Genomic DNA, 19301 nt, shown 5'->3' with positions numbered 1-19301 from the left:
ATTCTTCTCTGGTTGTTGGGCGTACCGATTCCGCTGCTGATCCTGTACGCGATCTTCTTCTGATCGTGCGCCAACACGATGTGTCATCAGGCCGCCGAAAGGCGGCCTGATGCCATCCAGCAGATCCACGCCATGCGTGGATGACCCCTTGTAGAGTCGAGCCGTACTCGACTCACGCGCGCAGCGCGTGTGCTTCGCGCAGTGTCGGAAGAGCAGTCGACTAACAGTCGACTCTACAAATCCAAGGCAATGAGGTTTATTGCATTCAAGCAGTGAGGGAGTTTGCATAACCCTCAAACATTGAGCGCCTTCAAGAATTCTTCTTAACCTCCCGCGTTTTAGGAATGCTTGAATGGCCTGCATGGCAGCGCATTTCTAACATTCTCTCCGTCGCCCGCAACCACCTCTGCGGGCGGCGCCTCCCTCCCTTTCTCCTTAGGGGAGGGGGGCTTTCATATTCCCCCTGTCCGAGAGAGACACCCAAGCACGCCATTCTCAAGAAGGCCGCGCTCGCTGCAGCGCTGGCCACTGCTTCGCTGTCCGCGCACGCGCTGGAAACCAAGATCACCGTCTACGCCGACGTCGACCCGACCCTGGCGCTGCTGCTCGAGGACGGCACCCCGCTGCCGGATACCGTGCAGATGACCCACGATCCGCTGCGCGGCCTGCTGCCGTCGACGCAGCAGGTGCGCATCCACTCCAACGATATCGATAAGGACATCCAGGTTCGCCTCGGCCACGATCCGGTGCTGCTAAATGGCGCCACCCGCGTGCCGCTGGCCGTCAGCCTGAACACCGATGCGCTGACCACTGCGGTCACCGAGTTCAAGGTGGCTGACCTGTTCAACGGCGCCAGCTCGACGCCGGGTGCCTCCATCTCGATGCCGCTGACCATCGCCCAGGCGGGTGCCGGTGGCCCGCTTACGGTCAACGGCCGCTATGAAGGCATGGTCTACATCGTCATGAACCAGAAGCCCTGATCCACGGCTTCCCCGCGCCGGTCCGCATTCCGGGCCGGCCGCTTCTGCAGCGATACCCCCATGATCCCACACGCCCCCGCCGTTACCCGGCTGGCGGTCGCGCTCGCCCTGGCAATGGCTGCTCCTCTGGTCGCAGCCCACGGCGTCCCCGCCGGCTTCGAGGATCTGGTTGAAGGCCAGACCGAACAACTCGACATCCAGCTGTTCGGCCGCTCGGCCGGGCTGTCGCCGGTGCGCGTGACCCTGGAGCACGTGCAGCTGGAAGATCCCGCGCGCGTACTGCAGGGGCTGGACCTGCCTGCCGAAGCACAGGCAGCCTTGCTGCCGGCGTTGTCGCAACCCCTGCCGCGCAACAGCCACCTGGCCTGCCGCTTCGGTGGCGCCACGGCCGGGCCAGGTGATGGACAGCGAAGTGGTGTGGCGGCTGAAAGCCGACATGCTGGCGGATATTGCTGACTACATCACCGCCACGGGCGGATGCTTCCCGTACAACTGCCGGCGGGTCCTCGATCGATTGGACTACGTGCGCCAGGCGGGGGTTGAGAACGCGCAGATCAACGCGGCGCTGTCGACAGTCCTGGAGGTGCCGCTGGACAAGATGCCGCCGTTGGAGGCAGACGAGCATGAGCGTGTGAAGAGCGGGTGGTCGGATGGATTCGACGACATCTACTACCAGTCCTGGTTGCTGCGCGATCTGCAGGTCATGCACGCGCAGATGATGCGGGAGTATCCGCGGCGAGCTTCTGCCCCGTGGTTGCCGCGGTTGTTCAGCGACCCGCTGCGCGATACCCGTTTTGTCTGGTAGCGGGAGCATGATGGGCATCATCTGCCAGAGCTGGTAACACCGCTTTTGTAGAGTCGAACTTGCTCGACTGCTCTCCGGTCAGCCATCGAAATGCCCGCACCCACCCAAGGCAGGCACCGCTGCGCTATCGTCATCCGCCGATGTACGCGGTGATCTCCGCTTCGGCCAGCACCTGCCGCAACTGCGCGACAGACGCGCGCCGCATCGGCTTCTCATCCACCGGCGACAACGGCGCCTGGCGCAGGGCATCGTAGGGCAGCACGGCCAGGTCGAAGGTCAGCTCCTCGGCACTGAACACCCACACCGGCACATCCAGGCTGCGCTCGCGATCCATGCGCAGGCGACGCGTCCGCGATTCGGCGGGAATGCCGTGTTCGTCCAGGAAGCGGTGCACGGCTTCCGGGTCGTCGCTGTGCAGGTGCAGCTGCACGGGGCTGTTGGCGTCGGCGGTGCCCTCCAGCACCGGGCCGGCCAGGCGAGGCGCGAAGCCGTGCAGGAACTCCAGCGCACGCATGGCGGCCTCGCGGCGGCGCTGCAGTTCGTTGCCGTGTTGGGGGCCGGAGAACAGCCGCTGGTACTCGCGCAGGGCGTCTTCGATCTCGGTGTTGCGGGGCAGGGAGGCATCGTCGTGGATGCCGAGCCGGCTGGCGGCCTTCAACTTGGCCTGGTGGTAGTCGCGGATGCCGCCTTCGGCCATCAGGCGGGCGGCTTCGTGGGCGAGGCGGTGGCGACGCTCGCGGGTCTGGCTGGCAGCATGCTGACGGGCGCGATGCATGCGATGACTCCCTGTTGCGACCTGGGTACAGAGTAGCGCAGGGATGTGACATCTGCGTGGGTATGGCGCAGAGATGCCAACCAACGGTTGGCACCCACCAACGCTTTGGTAGGTGCCGACCTTGGTCGGCACGGGGCGCCAACCAAGGTTGGCGGCTACCAGAGCAGCGCGGGACCGTGCCCGGCGGATGCATTGGTGCCAACCAAGGTTGGCACCCACCGACGCTTTGGTAGGTGCCGACCTTGGTCGGCACGAGGCGCCAACCAAGGTTGGTAGCTACCGGAGCCGCATCGGTGCCAACCAAGGTTGGCACCCACCTGATCCTTCCTCAGAAGATATCGAACGCGGCGGCGTCGGCCTGCGGCGTATTGAGGTTCAGGTCGTAGTCGGTCAGGCGGTCCATGTCTTCCACCTTCACCCATTCGGTCGCGCCGTTGAGGGTGGCCTGGACCATGCCGCTGGGCGGCTCGTTCTGCGCGATCGGGGTGTCCTTCAGCGCGGTGCGCATGTAGTCGATCCAGATCGGCAGCGCCGCCTTGCCACCGTACTCGCGGTAGCCCAGCGAGCGGAAGTCGTCGCGGCCCACCCACACAGTGGTCACGTACGGGCCACCGAAGCCGGAGAACCAGGCGTCGCGGTGGTCGTTGGTGGAGCCGGTCTTGCCGCCCACGTCCTCTCGGCCGAGCACCTTGGCCTGCACGCCGGTACCGCGCTGGACCACGTCGCGCATCATCGACACCAACTGGTAGGCGGTGCGGGCGTCGATCGCGCGCGGGGCGGTGCGGGCATCGGGGTTGGCCGGCGTGGCCGGGGTTTCGGTCTTGGCTTCGGCCTTGGCCGCAGCCGCCGGGTCCACCTTCGGGGCCGGGGCGCCGAAGTTGAAGCCGTCCACGACCTGGTTGACCGGCTGGTCGCTGCTGCCGGCACAGTCGCGGCAGGCCAGGGCGGGGTTTTCCTTGAACACCAGGTTGCCGTCGCGGTCGTTCACCTGGTCGATCAACCAGGTATCCACCCGCGAGCCGCCATTGGCGAACACGGCGTAGCCACGGGCCACCGACAGCGGGGTCAGCGAGGCGGTGCCCAGTGACATCGACAGGTTCGGCGGCAGTTCGGATTCGGCGAAACCAAATTCGCTGATGTACTTGCGCGCGTAGTCCACGCCCATGCCGTCGAGCAGGCGCACCGAGACCAGGTTGCGCGACTGCACCAGCGCCTCACGCAGGCGCATCGGGCCGCGGAAGCCGCCGCCGTCGTTCTGCGGGGCCCAGGTCTTGCCGCGGCGATCGCGGAACACGACGGGCGCGTCGAGCACGATCGAGGCCGGGTTGTAGCCCTTGTCGAAGGCCGCGGCGTAGATGAAGGGCTTGAAGCTCGAACCCGGCTGGCGGCGGGCCTGGGTGGCACGGTTGAACTTGTTGCCGGAGAAGCTGAAACCGCCAACCAGCGCCTTCAGTGCACCGCTGTGGGCATCCAGCGAGACCAGCGCGGACTGGCCGCGCGGGATCTGGTCCAACAGCCACTCACCTTCCTTGGCACCGGCACGCACGCGCACGATGTCGCCGCGCTGCACCAGCTTGCCCGGGGTCTTGTTGGTCCACTTGGCGGCGCCGGCCGGCAGCACGATCTCGCTGCGGTTGGCCAGCACCACGGTGGCGCTGCCATCGGAGCCGGTGCTGGCGACGATCGCCGGCAGCAGGCCGGCCTGGCCGTACAGGCCGCGCAGGTGCTCGGCCAGGGCGGCGGCGTCTTCGCCGGCACCCACCTGCACCTGCTTCTCCACGCCGTGCCAGCCGTGGCGGTGGTCGTACAGCAGCAGGCCGTCGCGCACCGACTGGTTGGCGGCGGTCTGCAGGGTGGAGTCGATGGTGGTGGTGACGTGGTAACCCTTGTTGACCACATCCCCGCCGAAGCGGGCGATCATTTCCTGGCGCACCAGTTCGGCCACGTACGGCGCGTCGACCTGCACCGGCGGCTCATGGGCGGTGGCGTGCATCGGCACGGCCTTGGCCGCGTCGGCTTCGGCCTGGCTGACGAACTTCAGGTCGGCCATGCGCTGCAGCACGTAATTGTCGCGGCGCTGGCGGGCGCGCTCCGGATTGGAGATCGGATTGCCCGAGGACGGGAACTTGGGGATGCCGGCCAGCGAGGCCATCTCGTCCAGGTCCAGCTCGTTCAGCTTCTTGCCGTAATAGAACTCGGCGGCGGCGGCCACGCCGTAGGCACGATTGCCGAAGAAACTCTTGTTCAGGTACAGCTCGAAGATCTCGTCCTTGCTCAGCTCGGACTCGATCTTCCGCGCCAGCAGGATCTCGGCCAGCTTGCGGGTGTAGCTGTACTCAGAGCTGAGGAAGAACTGGCGGGCCACCTGCTGGGTGATGGTGGAGCCACCCGGCACGCGCTTGTCGTTGGTGGTGGCCAGCAGCCACACCGCACGGCCGATGCCCATGTAGTCCACGCCGCCGTGCTCGTAGAAGCGGGCGTCCTCGGTGGCCAGGAAGGCCTGCTTCAGGCGCTCGGGCACGTCCTTCATGGTGATCGGGGTACGCCGGGTCTCGCCGAACACCGCCATCAGCTTGCCGTCGGCGGCATAGACGTACATCGGCTCCTGCATTTCCACGTCGCGCAGGGTCTGCACGTCGGGAAGCTTGGAGGACACGGCGTAGTACAGACCGCCCACGGCGGCCGCGCCGATCAGCGCCAGGACCAGGACAATCAGGAAGATCCAGCGCAGCCAGCGGCGGAGTCGAGTCATCGGGTTCAGATTCCGATTGCGAATTTCGTGGTCGCAGAGTATAGATTACGCAAGGTGGCGGCTGGGGTCGGCACCGGGGAGCGCAAGGGGAACAGTCAGGGGCTGCATGGTGAATCCGTGAGGGACTTCACAGCAGGGCCGTTGCCATTTGCTAAGAATACGTTATTAATGCTCGGGCGCAGGTCTTGCGTCCAAGTGCCCGTCGGCAGGGGAGAAACCGTGGGGCTCATCCCAAAAAGTCAGTCGCCGCTTGTAGGCGTCGACATCAGTTCGACTGCGGTAAAGCTTTTGCAGCTGTCCCGCAGTGGCAACCGTTTTCGTGTGGAACATTACGCCGTGGAACCTCTTCCGCCGAACGCGGTGGTGGAGAAGAACATCGTGGAAGTGGAGGCCGTGGGTGAGGCCATCCGCCGTGCGATGAACCGCTCGGGGAGCAAGGCCAAGCTGGCCGCTGCCGCCGTCGCCGGTTCGGCGGTGATCACCAAGGTGATCCCGATGCCGGCCGAGCTCGACGAGAACGACATGGAAGCCCAGATCGAGCTGGAAGCGGTCAACTACATTCCGTACCCGATCGAGGAAGTGAACCTGGACTTCGAGGTGATCGGGGCGATCCCGAACAACCCGGAGATGGTCCAGGTGCTGCTGGCCGCGTCGCGTTCGGAGAACGTGGAACTGCGCCAGTCGGCATTGGAGCTGGGGGGCCTGCAGGCCAAGGTGATGGACGTGGAGGCCTTCGCGGTCGAGAACGCCTATGCCCTGGTGGCCAGCGAGCTGCCGGTGTCCATCGAGGGCGTGGTCGCGCTGGTCGATATCGGCGCCACCATGACCACCCTCAACGTCCTGCGCGGCGGCCGCAGCCTGTACAGCCGCGAACAGGTGTTCGGTGGCAAGCAGCTGACCGACGAGATCATGCGCCGTTACGGCCTGAGCTACGAGGAGGCCGGCCTGGCCAAGCGCCAGGGCGGGCTGCCGGAAAGCTACGAGATGGAAGTGCTGGAGCCGTTCAAGGAAGCTACGGTCCAGCAGATCAGCCGCCTGCTGCAGTTCTTCTATGCAGGCAGTGAGTTCAACCGCGTTGATCACATCGTGCTGGCCGGCGGCTGCGCCGTGCTGGGTGGCCTGCCGGAGATGGTCGAGGAACAGCTGGGCGTGCCGACCGTGGTCGCCAATCCGCTGGCACAGATGACCCTGGGCCCGAAGGTGAACGCACATGCGCTGGCCCAGGATGCCCCCGCGCTGATGATCGCCACCGGTCTGGCGCTGAGGAGCTTCGACTGATGGCACGCATCAATCTATTGCCCTGGCGCGCCGAGCGGCGAAAGCAACGCCAGCGCGAGTTCTACGCAATGTTGGGCATGGCCGCAATCGGTGGCCTGCTGCTGTCGCTGCTGATCTGGTTCTATTACGACCGGCAGGTGAGCGGCCAGATGGACCGCAATGCCTATCTGGAAGCCGAGATCGAGAAGGTCAAGGAACAGAACAAGGAGATCGATCGCCTCGATGCGCAGAAGGACCGCCTGCTGGCCCGCAAGAAGGTGATCGAGGAACTGCAGGCCAAGCGCTCGCAGATGGTCCACCTGTTCGACGCGTTGGTGCGCACGATTCCCGACGGCGTGGTGCTGACCGCCCTGCAGCAGGAGGGGGACATGCTCACCCTCGAGGGACGCACCCAGTCCAATGCCCGCGTGTCGGCTTACATGCGCAACCTGGAAACCTCCGGCTGGATGACCAACCCGGAGCTGTCGATCATCCAGGCCAGCGCCGGAGACAAGAGTGCAGCCGGCCCGGTATCGGACATCAAGGCGCTGCCGTACATGTTCAAGGTCACGGTGAAGCTGCCTGCGCAGAGTGAAGAGACCGGCACCCCCGGTTTGAACGCCGATGGCAGCGTGGCGACCACGCCGGCTGCGACGCCTGCCGTGGCGCCGCTTGCCGCCGGCCCCGATGCCGCGGCCCCGGCTGCTGCAACAGCACCGGCCCCGGCCCAACCGGCGGCGGCCCCGGCAGCAGCGCCCGCCAGCGCTCCGGCTACTGCGCCGGCGCCTGCACCTGCACCGGCCAAGCCGAACCAGCCCGCCGCACCGGCACCGGCCGCCAGGCCTGAGGGCAGCCGCCTGGCGCAGCCGCCGCAGGCCTCTTACGCCCCGCTGCAGGGGGATCGCGCATGAGCCAGAAAATCGATCTGAAGAACCTGGATTTCAACGACATCGGCAACTGGCCGCAGAAGGCCAAGATCGTCTTCTGTTCGTTGCTGGCCCTGGTCATCATGTTCGTTGCGTGGATGCTGCTGATCAGCGGCAAGCGCGATGAACTGGCCAGCCTGGAGTCGAAGGAAAGCGATCTGCGTACCGAGTTCTCCAAGCAGCAGGAACGCGCGGTGAACTTGGGGCCGCTGAAGCAGCAGCTGGCGCAGATGGAGCAGGTGCTGCAGCAGATGCTGCGGCAGCTGCCCAGCAAGACCGAAATGCCGGACCTGATCATCGACATCTCGCAGACCGCGCTGTCCAGCGGCCTGACCAGCCAGCTGTTCGAACCGGAACAGGAGCAGGTCAAGGAGTTCTACGCCGAGAAGCCGATCAAGCTGAAGATGGTGGGCAGCTACCACCAGTTCGGTGCGTTCGTCAGTGGCGTGGCCTCGCTGCCGCGCGTGGTGATCCTGACCATGCACGACATCAACCTGAAGCCGGCGGACAAGGCCGGCGGTGGTTCGCGTGCCGGTGCGCTGGAATTGTCCGGCACGGTCAAGACCTACCGGTATCTCGACGAGACCGAGGTGCAGGAACAGCAGAAGGCTGAAGCCGGCAAGGAGGGCAGCAAGTGATCCGTTCCTTCTTTGCACGCTGCGGGATGGCCGCTGCCGTATTGCTGCTGGCTGCCTGCGGCCGTGGCGTGACCAGCACGCCGGGCGATGCGCCGAATCTCGAGAAGTGGGTGGAAGGCGAACGTGCCCGGCCGGCGCAGCCGCTGGAACCGTTGCCTGTGATGCAGCAGTTCGAGACCTTCGAATACTCCGCGCAGGGCCTGCGTGATCCGTTCACCGATGCCTGGACCAATCCGCAGGGGAATGGCGGATTGCGGCCGGATCCGAACCGGCGCAAGGAGCCCCTGGAGGGCTTCCCGCTGGACGCACTGGACATGGTCGGTACCATCGGCACCGGCGGCGGCACCGTCGCACTGGTGATGGGGCCGGACAAGGTGACCTACCGGGTGCGCCCGGGCGGTTACCTGGGGCAGAGCGACGGGCGGGTCACTGCGGTCTTCGAAGACCGTGTGGAGCTGATCGAACTGGTGCCGGATGGCGCGGGTGGCTGGCTGGAACGGCCGGCAACGCTCTCGCTTGAAGATCAATGATCGTTTACTGGGGATAGCACGATGACCTTTCACCAAGCCAAGGGGCTGCGTCCCAACCGGCGCTCTACCTTGAACCGTGTCAGCGCGTTGGGAGTCGCGCTGATGCTGGCCTGCGCTCCGGCGCTGGCCGCCGCACCGGCGGAGAAGCCGGTGGGCACCACCGTCGCACCGGCCGCGGCACCGGCCGGCCTGTCGGTGGCCAAGATCGATTTCAAGCGCGGCGATGATGGCGCGGGCCGCCTGATCGTGCAGTTTGACGGCCAGGGCGCGATCCCGGACCTGCGCACGCAGGGCAACAGCGTGGTGGTCGACGTGGGCAATGCCCGCCTGCCGGCCAACCTGCAGAAGCCGTTGAACGTCGTCGACTTCGCCACGCCGGTGCAGCGCATCGACGCCAAGCCGTCCGGCGCCGGCACCCAGCTGGTGCTGAGCACCGGCGGTGCGGTGGAGTCGCTGGCCTACCAGAGCGGCAACGAATATGTGGTGGAGATCAGCGCGCGACAGGCTCCGGCCGCCGTCGGTGCAGTGACCGCCGGCAGCGTCACCCAGGCCGCAAAGGCCGTCGGCCAGCGTGGCTTCACCGGCAAGCCGGTGACCTTCAACTTCCAGGACGTGCCGGTGCGCACCGTGCTGCAGTTGATCGCCGAAGAGTCCAACCTCAACGTGGTGGCCTCCGACTCGGTGCAGGGCAATGTGACGCTGCGCCTGGTCAACGTGCCGTGGGACCAGGCACTGGACATCGTGCTGCGTGCCAAGGGCCTGGACAAGCGACGCGATGGCAGCGTGATCTGGGTCGGCCCGCAGGCCGAGCTGGCCAAGTTCGAGCAGGAGAAGGAAGACGCGCGCATCGCCATCGAGAACCGCGAAGACCTGGTGACCGATTACGTCCAGATCAACTACCACAGCGCCACCCAGATCTTCAAAGCCCTGACCGAAGCCAAGGGCATCGGCGGCGGTGGCGGTGGTGGCGCAGGTGGCGGTGGCGGTGGGTCGTCGCAGGAGGAAAGCGGCTTCCTGTCCGGCCGTGGCCGCATCGTTGCCGACGAGCGCACCAACACGCTGATGATCAGCGACATTCCGAAGAAGATCGCGCGCATGCGTGAGCTGATCAACGTGATCGACCGCCCGGTCGACCAGGTGCTGATCGAAAGCCGCATCGTGATCGCCACCGATACGTTCGCGCGTGAGCTGGGTGCGCGGTTCGGCATCAGTGGCAGCCGCGACAACGCCTACTTCAGTGGCAATCTGGAAGCCAACGAGGCAACCCGCAAGTCGCAGGTCGAAGCCAATGCGACCAACGCCAAGGCCTACCGCGACTGGCTGGCCGGTGGCAGTACGGGCCCGGCGCCGGTGCCGGTCGGCTCGGCAATCACCCGTGGCCTGAACTGGGCCATGCCGGCGGCGTCCACCAACCCGGCAGGCTCGCTTGCGCTGTCGATCCTCAATGCCGGCTACCTGCTGGACGTCGAGCTGTCGGCCATGCAGGAAGAGTCGCGTGGTGAAGTGATCTCCAACCCGCGCGTGGTCACCACCAACCAGCGCGAGGCTCTGATCAAGCAGGGTAAGGAAATCGGCTATGTGACCATCAGCGCCGGTGCGGGCGGTGTCGCTACGCCGAACGTGCAGTTCAAGGAAGTGGTGCTGGAACTGAAGGTCACCCCGACCATCACCAACGACAACCGCGTGTTCCTCAACATGCAGGTGAAGAAGGATGAAGTGGACCGGCTGATCCAGCTGGAAGGCTATGGCACCGTGCCGTCGATCAACCGCCGCGAGGTGAACACCGCGGTGCTGGTCGAGGACGGGCAGACCGTGGTCATCGGTGGTGTGTACGAGTTCACCGACCGCAACAGCATCAGCAAGGTTCCGTTCCTGGGCGATGTGCCGTTCTTGGGCAACCTGTTCAAGAAGCGTGGCCGCAGCAAGGACAAGGCCGAGCTGCTGGTGTTCGTCACCCCGAAGGTGCTGCGCGTGGCCAGGCAGAACTGAGCCAGCGCACCCGCGATACGAAGAAGGGCCGCCATGTGCGGCCCTTCTTCGTTCATGCCGGACGTAATCCGCGGATGATCCGGTAGATCCACGCCATGCGTGGATGAGTTGCCCGTTCAGCCGTTCTTGATGCCAATCGCAAGGCACCCTGCGATGATGTCGGGAACCCGTGCCGTCCCGCGCCGGTCAAAGGCCCCCATGAACCTGCCACCGCCGATGCCCGAAACCATCTCCCCGCCGCCCGCGCCGGCCACCTCCCGCCTGCATGGCGCCTTCAACCAGCTGCGCGACGCGCTGTCGGCCGAAATCGTCGGCCAGGCGGCCCTGGTCGAACGCCTGTTGATCGCATTGCTGGCCGACGGCCACCTGCTGGTGGAGGGCGCGCCGGGCCTGGCCAAGACCACGGCCATCCGCGCGCTGGCCTCGCGCCTGGAGGCGGATTTCGCCCGCGTGCAGTTCACCCCCGACCTGCTGCCGGCCGACCTGACCGGCACCGAGATCTGGCGCCCGCAGGAAGGGCGCTTCGAATTCGTACCCGGCCCGATCTTCCATCCGATCCTGCTGGCCGATGAAATCAACCGTGCGCCGGCCAAGGTGCAGTCGGCCTTGCTGGAAGCGATGGGCGAGCGCCAGGTCACCGTTGGCCGCCACACCTATGCATTGCCGCCGCTGTTCCTGGTGATGGCCACGCAGAATCCGATCGAGCAGGAAGGTACCTTCCCGCTGCCGGAAGCGCAGCTGGACCGTTTCCTGATGCACGTACGCATCGGCTATCCGGACCAGGCGGCCGAATCGGAGATCCTGCGGCTCGCCCGCGAGCGTGCCCGTGGCGCACTGGGCGAGGCGGCACCCGCGCCGGCGAAGTTGCCGATGCAGGATGTGTTCGACGCCCGCCGCGAAGTGCTGGACCTGCATATGGCGCCGGCGCTGGAGCGCTACCTGGTCGAACTTGTGCTGGCCTCGCGTGATCCGTCGCGCTATGACGCCGGCCTCGGGCGCCGCATCGCCTGGGGCGCAAGCCCGCGTGGTTCCATTGCGTTGGAACGCTGCGCCCGTGCACGCGCCTGGTTGGCCGGCCGTGACTTCGTCACCCCCGACGATGTGCGTGCGGTTGCCGCCGACGTGCTGCGCCATCGCGTGCTGCCCAGCTACGAAGCCACCGCCGAAGGCTGGGATGGCGAACGCCTGGTGCAGGAGCTGCTGGCCCGGGTGCCGGCACCCTGAGCCCGCGCATGACCGATCCATCCCTGGAAGCCGCATCCACCGTCAGTGATGGCGACGGATTGCGCCCGCACCTGTCCGAGTTGGTGGCGCTGCGCCGGCTGGCACAGCGGCCGCCGCCGCCGCGCCGTGGTCGTGCCGGTAATGCCGGGCAGGCGCCGTCGCCGCTGCGTGGGCGTGGCATGGAGTATGCCGAGTCACGCGAGTACGTGGCCGGTGATGATGCCCGGCATATCGACTGGCGCGTGACCGCGCGGACCGGGCGTGCCCATACCAAGCTTTTCCAGGCCGAACGCGAGCGGGTCAGCCTGATCGTGGCCGATACGTCGCCGGCGCTGTATTTCGGCACCCGCGTGCGATTCAAGTCGGTGCAGGCGGCCCGCGCGGGCGCCGTTGCCGCGTGGTCGGCACAGCGTCGCGGTGACCGCGTGGGTGCCCTGCGCGGCAGTGACCGCGAAGCGCCGATTGCACCTGCGGGTGGGCCGCGTGGTGTACTGCGCGTGCTCGACGCGCTCACCCGCTGGTACACACAGCCGCCCGCCGACGATCTCGGCCTGGAGCGCGCGCTGGACCATGCCGCCCGCGTGCTGCGCCCCGGGGCGCGCATGCTGGTGCTGGCCGATCCGCAGCAGGCCGCGCGGATTCCCGTCGTGCGCTGGAGCGCGCTGGCCCAGCACCATGACCTCAGCCTGGTGCTGCTGGTCGATCCCCTCGAGCTGCAACCGCCCTCGGCGGCCCTGCAGTTCCAGACCGCGCAGCAGCGCATTGGCCTCGACCTGCGTCGCAGCGAGGTGCAGGCGCACTGGCAGGCGCACTTCGTCGAACCACTGCAGGCGCTGCGCCGCCAGCTCGGCGCACGCCGCGTTGACGTGCAGGTGTTGTCCACCGATGCGCCCAGCGACGCCTGGTTGGCACCACCGGTAACCGAGGTGCCGGCATGAGCGCCAACCTTCCGCTGCGCGATGTGCAGTTGCCGCCGGCACCGTCGTGGTGGCCGCCGGCCCCCGGCTATCTGATGGTCGGTGGCGCGGTGTTGCTGGTGATCCTGGCGCTGGCCCTGCTGTGGTGGAAACGCCGCCGTCGTCGCCAACGCTGGTTGCAGGCGTTCGACCAGGAGCTGGCCACCACCGCCGATGCCACCGCGGAGCTGGCGGTGATCGCCGGCCTGCTGCGCCGTGCTGCGCGGCAGGCACAGCCAGGCAGTGAATCCCTGCGCGACGATGCCTGGTGGCAGCGCGTGGATCCGAAGGGCACGTTGCCCGACGCGCACCGCAGCCTGCTGGCCGAAGGTGCCTATCGTCCCCGCGTGGACGCCAGCGAAGTGGCGGCCATGCGTAGCTGGGCGCGCGAGCGCTACCTGGCGATGCTGCTGGAGCGCCGCCGATGAACCTGCTGGCAAGTTACTGGCCATGGCCGGACCTGCAGCTGACGTGGCCGCTGGCCCTGCTGGCGTTGCCGCTGCCACTGCTGATGCGCTGGTGGAAGCGTCGTGCCGATCCCGGCGCTGCGCTGCGCGTGCCCTATGCGGCGACGGAACTGGAAGCGCTGGCCGGTGGCGGCCGCGTCGATGTGTCGTGGCCGCGTACGCTGCTGTTGTGGCTGGGCTGGTGCGCGCTGTGCGTCGCACTGGCTCGCCCGCAACAGCTGGGCGAAGCGATCACGCCACCGCAGCAGGGCCGGCAGATGATGCTGGCGATGGACGTGTCCGGCAGCATGGGCGAGGGCGACATGGTGCTGGGTGGGCAGGCGGTAGATCGCCTCACCGCAGCCAAGGCCGTGCTGGCTGATTTCCTGGATCGTCGTGCCGGCGATCGCATCGGCTTGCTGATCTTCGGCGACCGCGCTTATACGCTCACCCCACTCACTGCGGACCTGACCAGTGTGCGCGACCAGCTGCGCGACAGCGTGGTCGGCCTGGCCGGGCGCGAGACGGCCATCGGTGATGCCATCGGCCTGGCGGTGAAGCGCCTGCGCAGTCAGCCGGAAGGGCAACGTGTACTGATCCTGCTGACCGACGGCGTCAGCAATGCCGGCGTGCTCGAACCGCTGCGTGCGGCCGAAGTCGCGCAGGCCGAAGGTGTACGCATCCACACCGTTGCGTTTGGTGGCGATGGAAGCATGCGCCTGTTTGGTATCCCCATTTCCGCCGACCAGGACCCGGTCGACGAGGCCACGTTGAAGAAGATTGCCAGCCTGACAGGTGGCCAGTTCTTCCGCGCACGCGATACCGCGCAGCTGGCCGGCATCTACGCCGAACTGGACCGGCTGGAGCCGATCGCGGCGAAGGGACCGAGCCTGCGCCCGCGTGAGGAACGCTACGCATGGCCGCTGGGCCTGGCGTTGCTGCTGGGGGCATTGGCCTGGATGTGGCCGGAGCGCCGTCGATGATCGCGTTGGCATCCCATCTTCCCGACTGGAATGCGCTGCACTTCCTGCGCCCGGAATGGCTGTGGGCCTTGCTGGCCTTGCCGGTGATTCTCGCCGTGGCACTCTACCGGCAGCGGCGCAGCGATGCGTGGCGGCAGGCGGTGGATGCGCACCTATTGCCGCATCTGCTGGTGGCCGGTGCTCGCCGTCGCGTGCGGCTTCCATTGGCAGTGCTGCTGGGGTGGACGCTGGCAGCACTGGCGATGGCGGGGCCGAGCTGGCGGCAGCAGTCACAGCCGATGTTCCAGCCCAGCGCACCGCTGCTGATCGTGCTGGATCTGTCCAGCCGCATCACTGCCACCGACCTGCCACCGTCGCGCCTGCTGCAGGCACGGGCCAAGGTCGGCGAGCTCCTGCGCGCGCGCAAGGGTGGGCAGGTGGGGCTGGTGGTGTACGCCGAAGATGCCTACACCGTCGCGCCGCTGACCGATGACGGCAGCAACGTCGCGCTGTATCTGGATGCCTTGTCACCGGATGTGATGCCGCGCGATGGCCAGCGTGCCGACCGTGGCATCGACTGGGCCACGCGGCTGATGCGGCAGATCGCTGCACCGCAGGGACAGATTCTGCTGGTCACCGATCAAGCCGATGGTGAAGCTGCATTGGCGGCCGCGCAGGCACGTGGTCTCGGCCTGCAGGTGTCGGTGCTGGGGCTCGGTACACCGGCGGGTGCGGCGTATCGTGACGACAGCGGACAGATCCGCCAGGCTGCGCTGGACGAAGGCCGCCTGCGTGCGGTGGCGACGGCAGGTGGCGGTCGCTATGCGCGCATCACCGCCGATGGCAGTGACCTGCGCGCACTGGGTGTGCTTGATGCACGCGAAGGTACTGCGGCGCAGCGGCCCGGCGAGGGCAGGCAATGGCGCGATGAAGGATTCTGGCTGCTGCCACCGGTGATGCTGTTGGCGCTGCTCGCCTTCCGACGCCGCGCGCTGCTGGCCGCAGTGCTGGCGGTGGGCCTGTTGCCTTGGATGGGGGATGTGCAGGCGCAGGCACCTTCAGCGCCCGCTTCGCCGTCATCGCAGGGCACGCTGTGGAAGCGCGCCGACCAGTTGCAGCACCAGCGCCTGGCCGACGGCGTGCAGGCCTATCGCGCGGGCGACTTCTCCACTGCGCGCAAGCAGTTCGAGGGCATCGACAGTGATGCGGGCTGGTACAACCTGGCCAACACGCTGGCGCGCCAGGGCAGCTACGACGAAGCCATCGCCGCCTACGACCGCGCGCTGGCGCTGCATCCCGGCATGGCCGATGCGGCCGCCAACCGTGCCGTGGTTGATGCCGCACGCAAGCGCAAGCAGTCGGGGGGGCAGGGCCAGGACCAGCAGAAACCGCAGCAGAACGGGCAGCAGAAGCAGCAGAACAATTCACAGGGCCAGCGGAACCCGCAGGGCCAGCAACCGCAGCAGGGCCAGAAGGATCCAGGACAGGGTCAGCCACCATCTCAGCAGGGCCAGCAGGGGCAGCCCAAGGCGGGTGACGACGACGCGCAGTCGGCGCCTCAGCCCGGTGAGCGTGGCCGTGATGGACAGCAGGCGCCACCACAGGTGGAGGATGCCAAGGCGCAGGCCCAGGCTGATGAGCAGCAGCGCCAGCGCATGCAGCAGGCGATGCAGCAGGCACGTGAGGGCAAGGGCGAACAGGATGGCAAACCCGTGCCAGGCAGTGACGGCACTACTCCGCGTCAACGCGAGGAGCAACAGGCGGTCGAGGCGTGGATGCGGCGCGTGCCGGATGATCCGGGCGCATTGCTGCGGGCCAAGTTCCAGCTGGAAAATGAACGCAGGAAGAGGGAAGGGCGATGACGCGGGCGATCAACATGCACGGGCACTGGCCCCGACAGGTACTGGCGGCGCTGCTGCTGTGGCTGCCGCTGCTGGCCTGGGCGCAGCCGCGCGCTTGGCTTGACCGCGACCGCATCGCGATGGGCGACACGGTCACGCTCAATGTCGAGAGCGACCAGGGCGCCCCTGACTTCACACCGTTGCGCACCGATTTCGACCTCAGCGGGCAGACCAGCAGCCGCCAGGTGGAGTGGAGCAACGGCAGCATGCAGCAGCGCAACCTGTATGGCGTGGCGCTGACGCCACGGCGCAGCGGTGCACTGGTGGTGCCGGGCCTGCAGGTGGGCAGTGCACGTACCGCGCCGCTGACCCTGCAGGTGGATGCCGCTGCCGTGGCCGGCCCCGACAGCAATGCGGTGGCATTCATCGAAACCGTTGTCGATGACGAAACGCCGTACGTGCAGCAGAGCGTAGGCGTGGTGGTGAGGCTGTTCTTCGCCTCTCAGCTGGCCTCTGGCGAACTGGTGCTGGATACCCCGGCGGGTGCGTCGCTGCAGCGGGTAGGCGATGACCGCACCGATGTGCGGCAGGTCAACGGCCGCCGCTACAACGTGGTCGAGCGCCGCTTCCTGCTGATCCCCGAGCGCAGCGGTGCACTTCGGCTGGCCGGTGCGCGTTTCAGTGGGCGCAGTGCCGGTGGCTTCTTCGACGACTTCTTCGGCGGCGGCGACGGCCGCATGAATGCCACCGGCGCCGATCGCACGCTGCAGGTACAGGCGCAACCGGCACAGGCGCCGCAGCCATGGCTTCCGCTGCAGAGCCTCCAGCTGCGCTACACCGGTGCGCCGACCAGCGCCCGTACCGGTGAGGCCGCCACTGTGGTGGTCGAGGCGATTGCCGAAGGGGCAACCCGTGCACAGTTCACCGACCTGCCGGTGCCGGATCTGGGCACCCGTGCGCAGGTATTCGCCGAACCTGCGCAGTACGAAGAATCGTTCAATGGCAGCACGCCGCGGCTGAAGATCACCCGCCGCTATTCGATCGTGCCGCGCCAGCCAGGCTCGCTGGTGGTGCCGGGGCCGCGCCTGCCGTGGTGGGATGTGCGCGCAGGCAAGGCGCAGGAAGCGAAGCTGCCGGACCTGACACTGGCTGTCGCAGCCGGCAGTGGCGGTGGCAGTGCTTCACCTGCGCCGCTGCCGCCGATCGACACCGATGCTGCGCTGCCGGACGGCGATGGCCAGGACAGCCGCATCGCCGCGACCGATCCGCGCGCCAGCGGCCTGGCCGAACGCCCGTGGCCGTGGATGGGCGCGGCCATCGGACTGGCGCTGCTGTGGCTGCTGACCCTGTTGTGGGGCTGGCAGCGAGGCCGCCGACCGCGTGCGGCGACGCCTGCAGCCGGCAGGCCCTCTGTGCCGACTGTGGCGCGCGGACGCGCCGGCCTGGCCGAACTGCGCCGCACGCTGGATGGCGAAGGCTTCGATCAGGTGGAAGCGCAGCTGTGCGCGATGGCCGGGGTTGAGCGCATCGAGCAGGTCATCGCGCGGTTGGATGACCCTGGCCAGCGCCAGGTGCTGCAGGACCTGCAGCAGGCACGCTGGGGCGGGCAGGGCGACCTGGCATCGCTGCGCGCGCGTCTGCGCGAGGTCTTCCGTGACGGACCGCACTGGTCGGCGGCTACCGGCGCCGCTGACACTGGCCTGGCGCCGCTGTATCCAACGCGGCGAACCTGAACCGGCGCCGCTTGCGCGCTTTGTTAGAGTGCATTCATTTTTCGAGGAAACCCGCGCATGACAGCAGCTGCTGCCGACAAGAAGAAGTTGCCCCTGCATTGGAAGATGGGCATCGGCTTTGCGATCGGCCTGATCCTGGGACTGATCGTGCACGCCCTGGGCGGCAGCGTCGATGGTCTGCAGGCCGGTGCCAAGTGGGTAATGGACTACATCACCACCCCGGCGTCGGGCCTGTTCCTCAACCTGATCTTCATGCTGATCGTGCCGCTGATCTTCTCGGCGCTGATCATGGGCGTGTCGGAGATGGGCGACATCCGCGCCCTCGGCCGCATCGGCTGGAAGACCCTGGCCTACACCGTGCTGCTGTCCGGCATCGCCGTGGGCATCGGCCTGGTGCTGGTCAACCTGCTCAAGCCGGGCGCCGGCGTCGATCCACAGGTCGCCGCCATGATGCTTTCGGAGAACGCCGAGCGCAGCAAGGAAATCGTTGCCGGCATCCATGGCACGCCGAAGGGCATGGACATGCTGCTGTCGATCGTGCCGAGCAACGTGCTGCAGGCCGCGTCGGACAACGGTGCGATCCTGTCGCTGATGTTCTTCGCGCTGATGTTCGGCATCGGCATGGTGCTGACCGACAACGAGAAGGTCGCCCCGCTGCGCCGCGCCATTGAAGGCGTGTTTGAAATCTCGATGACCCTGATCAACCTGGTCATCCGCCTGGCTCCGTATGCGGTGGCCTGCTTCATGTTCAACCTGGCCGCGCTGTTCGGCTTCGAGCTGATCATCCGCCTCGGTGCCTACGTGGGCGTGGTGGTGCTGGCACTCGGCCTGCACATGATCGTGACCTACGGTACCGCCGTGTGGCTGTCCGGCCGTTCGCCGCTGTCGTTCTTCCGCGATACCCAGGAAGCGACGGTGATGGCGTTCTCCACCGCCTCCAGCAACGCCACCCTGCCGACCGCGCTGCGCGTGGCCGACCAGATGGGCCTGCCGCAGCGCGTGTCGCGCTTCGTGCTGACCGTGGGTGCCACCGCCAACCAGAACGGCACCGCGCTGTTCGAGGGCGTGACGGTGATCTTCCTGGCCCAGTTCTTCGGCGTGGACCTGAGCATCGGCCAGCAGATCATGGTGATGGCGGTCTGCATCCTCGGCGGCATCGGTACCGCCGGCGTGCCGTCGGGCTCGCTGCCGGTGGTGGCGATGATCTGTGCGATGGTGGGCGTGAACCCGCTGGGCATCGGCCTGATCCTGGGCGTGAACCACTTCCTGGACATGTGCCGTACCGCGCTGAACGTGACCGGCGACCTGGCCCTGACCACCCTGGTGGCCAAGGGCGAATCGCACGACGGCCCGGCGCTGGGCCCGCAGCAGGACTGAGTCCAACGCCACTGCTGGCGACCTGATCGGGGTCGGATTCCTTTCCGCAGGGAAAGGGCTCCGACCCCGCTTCACATGCGGAATCCGGGGGAGATGACGACGTTGCCGGC

At 67.2% G+C, this 19301-nt stretch carries 16 protein-coding genes and 1 pseudogene; 15 read left to right on the top strand and 2 right to left on the bottom strand.

The window, feature by feature from the left end:
- Positions 1 to 491: 491 nt before the first annotated feature.
- The 3 genes and pseudogenes from AC5P9P_RS08935 to AC5P9P_RS08925 all read left to right on the top strand — a co-directional run bounded on the left by AC5P9P_RS08935 (position 492) and on the right by AC5P9P_RS08925 (position 1785).
- A complete protein-coding gene (locus AC5P9P_RS08935; RefSeq protein ID WP_049404061.1) occupies positions 492 to 980 on the top strand; it encodes a CS1 type fimbrial major subunit in 489 nt (162 codons plus the stop codon).
- A gap of 60 nt (positions 981 to 1040) precedes the next feature.
- Positions 1041 to 1379 (top strand): annotated as a pseudogene (locus AC5P9P_RS08930) (usher protein); the annotation flags it as partial.
- Between the two features lies 1 nt (position 1380).
- Positions 1381 to 1785: a hypothetical protein gene (locus AC5P9P_RS08925; RefSeq protein WP_239502980.1), complete on the top strand. Its 405-nt coding sequence runs from the start codon at positions 1381 to 1383 to the stop codon at positions 1783 to 1785.
- A gap of 130 nt (positions 1786 to 1915) precedes the next feature.
- On the opposite strand, the gene AC5P9P_RS08920 is transcribed toward AC5P9P_RS08925, so the two are convergent.
- Positions 1916 to 2560, bottom strand: coding sequence for a hypothetical protein (locus AC5P9P_RS08920; RefSeq protein WP_006466035.1), 645 nt, complete (start codon positions 2558 to 2560; stop codon positions 1916 to 1918).
- Positions 2561 to 2888: 328 nt separating this feature from the next.
- The gene (locus AC5P9P_RS08915) at positions 2889 to 5312 is read right to left on the bottom strand and encodes a PBP1A family penicillin-binding protein (protein WP_164133533.1); all 2424 of its coding nucleotides are present in this window, start codon (positions 5310 to 5312) and stop codon (positions 2889 to 2891) included.
- Between the two features lie 219 nt (positions 5313 to 5531).
- Between AC5P9P_RS08915 and AC5P9P_RS08910 the strand changes: the two genes are divergently transcribed.
- The 12 genes from AC5P9P_RS08910 (at position 5532) to AC5P9P_RS08855 (ending at position 19191) form a co-directional block, all read left to right on the top strand.
- Positions 5532 to 6590 carry a pilus assembly protein PilM gene (locus AC5P9P_RS08910; RefSeq protein ID WP_010484061.1) on the top strand — a complete coding sequence of 353 codons (1059 nt, stop codon included), beginning with the start codon at positions 5532 to 5534 and terminating at the stop codon, positions 6588 to 6590.
- Entirely contained in the window at positions 6590 to 7480 is an 891-nt protein-coding gene (locus AC5P9P_RS08905; RefSeq protein ID WP_049404031.1) for a PilN domain-containing protein, read from the top strand. Before AC5P9P_RS08910 ends, AC5P9P_RS08905 begins: the two co-directional genes overlap by 1 nt.
- Positions 7477 to 8133 carry a type IV pilus inner membrane component PilO gene (locus AC5P9P_RS08900; protein ID WP_005410857.1) on the top strand — a complete coding sequence of 219 codons (657 nt, stop codon included), beginning with the start codon at positions 7477 to 7479 and terminating at the stop codon, positions 8131 to 8133. The genes AC5P9P_RS08905 and AC5P9P_RS08900 overlap by 4 nt, the downstream gene beginning before the upstream one ends.
- A 26-nt stretch (positions 8134 to 8159) precedes the next feature.
- Positions 8160 to 8663 (top strand): pilus assembly protein PilP, encoded by a 504-nt coding sequence (locus tag AC5P9P_RS08895; protein ID WP_044571441.1) that lies wholly within the window; start codon positions 8160 to 8162, stop codon positions 8661 to 8663.
- 21 nt (positions 8664 to 8684) lie between these two features.
- On the top strand, positions 8685 to 10652 hold the full coding sequence (locus AC5P9P_RS08890) for a type IV pilus secretin PilQ (protein ID WP_005410855.1): 1968 nt from the start codon (positions 8685 to 8687) through the stop codon (positions 10650 to 10652).
- A 198-nt stretch (positions 10653 to 10850) separates the two neighbouring features.
- Positions 10851 to 11876: an AAA family ATPase gene (locus tag AC5P9P_RS08885; RefSeq protein ID WP_164133534.1), complete on the top strand. Its 1026-nt coding sequence runs from the start codon at positions 10851 to 10853 to the stop codon at positions 11874 to 11876.
- A gap of 8 nt (positions 11877 to 11884) precedes the next feature.
- Positions 11885 to 12814, top strand: coding sequence for a DUF58 domain-containing protein (locus AC5P9P_RS08880; RefSeq protein ID WP_005414346.1), 930 nt, complete (start codon positions 11885 to 11887; stop codon positions 12812 to 12814).
- On the top strand, positions 12811 to 13260 hold the full coding sequence (locus AC5P9P_RS08875; protein WP_184014309.1) for a DUF4381 family protein: 450 nt from the start codon (positions 12811 to 12813) through the stop codon (positions 13258 to 13260). The genes AC5P9P_RS08880 and AC5P9P_RS08875 overlap by 4 nt, the downstream gene beginning before the upstream one ends.
- Positions 13257 to 14261 (top strand): vWA domain-containing protein, encoded by a 1005-nt coding sequence (locus AC5P9P_RS08870; RefSeq protein WP_445950093.1) that lies wholly within the window; start codon positions 13257 to 13259, stop codon positions 14259 to 14261. Before AC5P9P_RS08875 ends, AC5P9P_RS08870 begins: the two co-directional genes overlap by 4 nt.
- The gene (locus tag AC5P9P_RS08865) at positions 14258 to 16102 is read left to right on the top strand and encodes a VWA domain-containing protein (RefSeq protein WP_495232708.1); all 1845 of its coding nucleotides are present in this window, start codon (positions 14258 to 14260) and stop codon (positions 16100 to 16102) included. The genes AC5P9P_RS08870 and AC5P9P_RS08865 overlap by 4 nt, the downstream gene beginning before the upstream one ends.
- Positions 16099 to 17814, top strand: coding sequence for a BatD family protein (locus AC5P9P_RS08860; RefSeq protein ID WP_288417277.1), 1716 nt, complete (start codon positions 16099 to 16101; stop codon positions 17812 to 17814). The genes AC5P9P_RS08865 and AC5P9P_RS08860 overlap by 4 nt, the downstream gene beginning before the upstream one ends.
- Positions 17815 to 17871: 57 nt before the next feature.
- Entirely contained in the window at positions 17872 to 19191 is a 1320-nt protein-coding gene (locus tag AC5P9P_RS08855) for a dicarboxylate/amino acid:cation symporter (RefSeq protein WP_005410848.1), read from the top strand.
- Positions 19192 to 19301: the final 110 nt, after the last annotated feature.

This window comes from Stenotrophomonas sp. YJH_SMC_14-1 (genome assembly GCF_059372275.1).
Note: the sequence above shows the minus strand (reverse complement) of the source record. Positions and strands in the feature narration are given on the sequence as shown.

Coding starts and splice junctions, on each gene's coding strand:
- AC5P9P_RS08860 (WP_288417277.1), top strand. CDS start 16,099: ATGACGCGGGCGATCAACATGCACGGGCACTGGCCCCGACAGGTACTG.
- AC5P9P_RS08855 (WP_005410848.1), top strand. CDS start 17,872: ATGACAGCAGCTGCTGCCGACAAGAAGAAGTTGCCCCTGCATTGGAAG.
- AC5P9P_RS08865 (WP_495232708.1), top strand. CDS start 14,258: ATGATCGCGTTGGCATCCCATCTTCCCGACTGGAATGCGCTGCACTTC.
- AC5P9P_RS08895 (WP_044571441.1), top strand. CDS start 8,160: ATGGCCGCTGCCGTATTGCTGCTGGCTGCCTGCGGCCGTGGCGTGACC.
- AC5P9P_RS08925 (WP_239502980.1), top strand. CDS start 1,381: ATGGACAGCGAAGTGGTGTGGCGGCTGAAAGCCGACATGCTGGCGGAT.
- AC5P9P_RS08890 (WP_005410855.1), top strand. CDS start 8,685: ATGACCTTTCACCAAGCCAAGGGGCTGCGTCCCAACCGGCGCTCTACC.
- AC5P9P_RS08900 (WP_005410857.1), top strand. CDS start 7,477: ATGAGCCAGAAAATCGATCTGAAGAACCTGGATTTCAACGACATCGGC.
- AC5P9P_RS08905 (WP_049404031.1), top strand. CDS start 6,590: ATGGCACGCATCAATCTATTGCCCTGGCGCGCCGAGCGGCGAAAGCAA.
- AC5P9P_RS08885 (WP_164133534.1), top strand. CDS start 10,851: ATGAACCTGCCACCGCCGATGCCCGAAACCATCTCCCCGCCGCCCGCG.
- AC5P9P_RS08870 (WP_445950093.1), top strand. CDS start 13,257: ATGAACCTGCTGGCAAGTTACTGGCCATGGCCGGACCTGCAGCTGACG.
- AC5P9P_RS08880 (WP_005414346.1), top strand. CDS start 11,885: ATGACCGATCCATCCCTGGAAGCCGCATCCACCGTCAGTGATGGCGAC.
- AC5P9P_RS08875 (WP_184014309.1), top strand. CDS start 12,811: ATGAGCGCCAACCTTCCGCTGCGCGATGTGCAGTTGCCGCCGGCACCG.
- AC5P9P_RS08915 (WP_164133533.1), bottom strand. CDS start 5,312: ATGACTCGACTCCGCCGCTGGCTGCGCTGGATCTTCCTGATTGTCCTG.
- AC5P9P_RS08920 (WP_006466035.1), bottom strand. CDS start 2,560: ATGCATCGCGCCCGTCAGCATGCTGCCAGCCAGACCCGCGAGCGTCGC.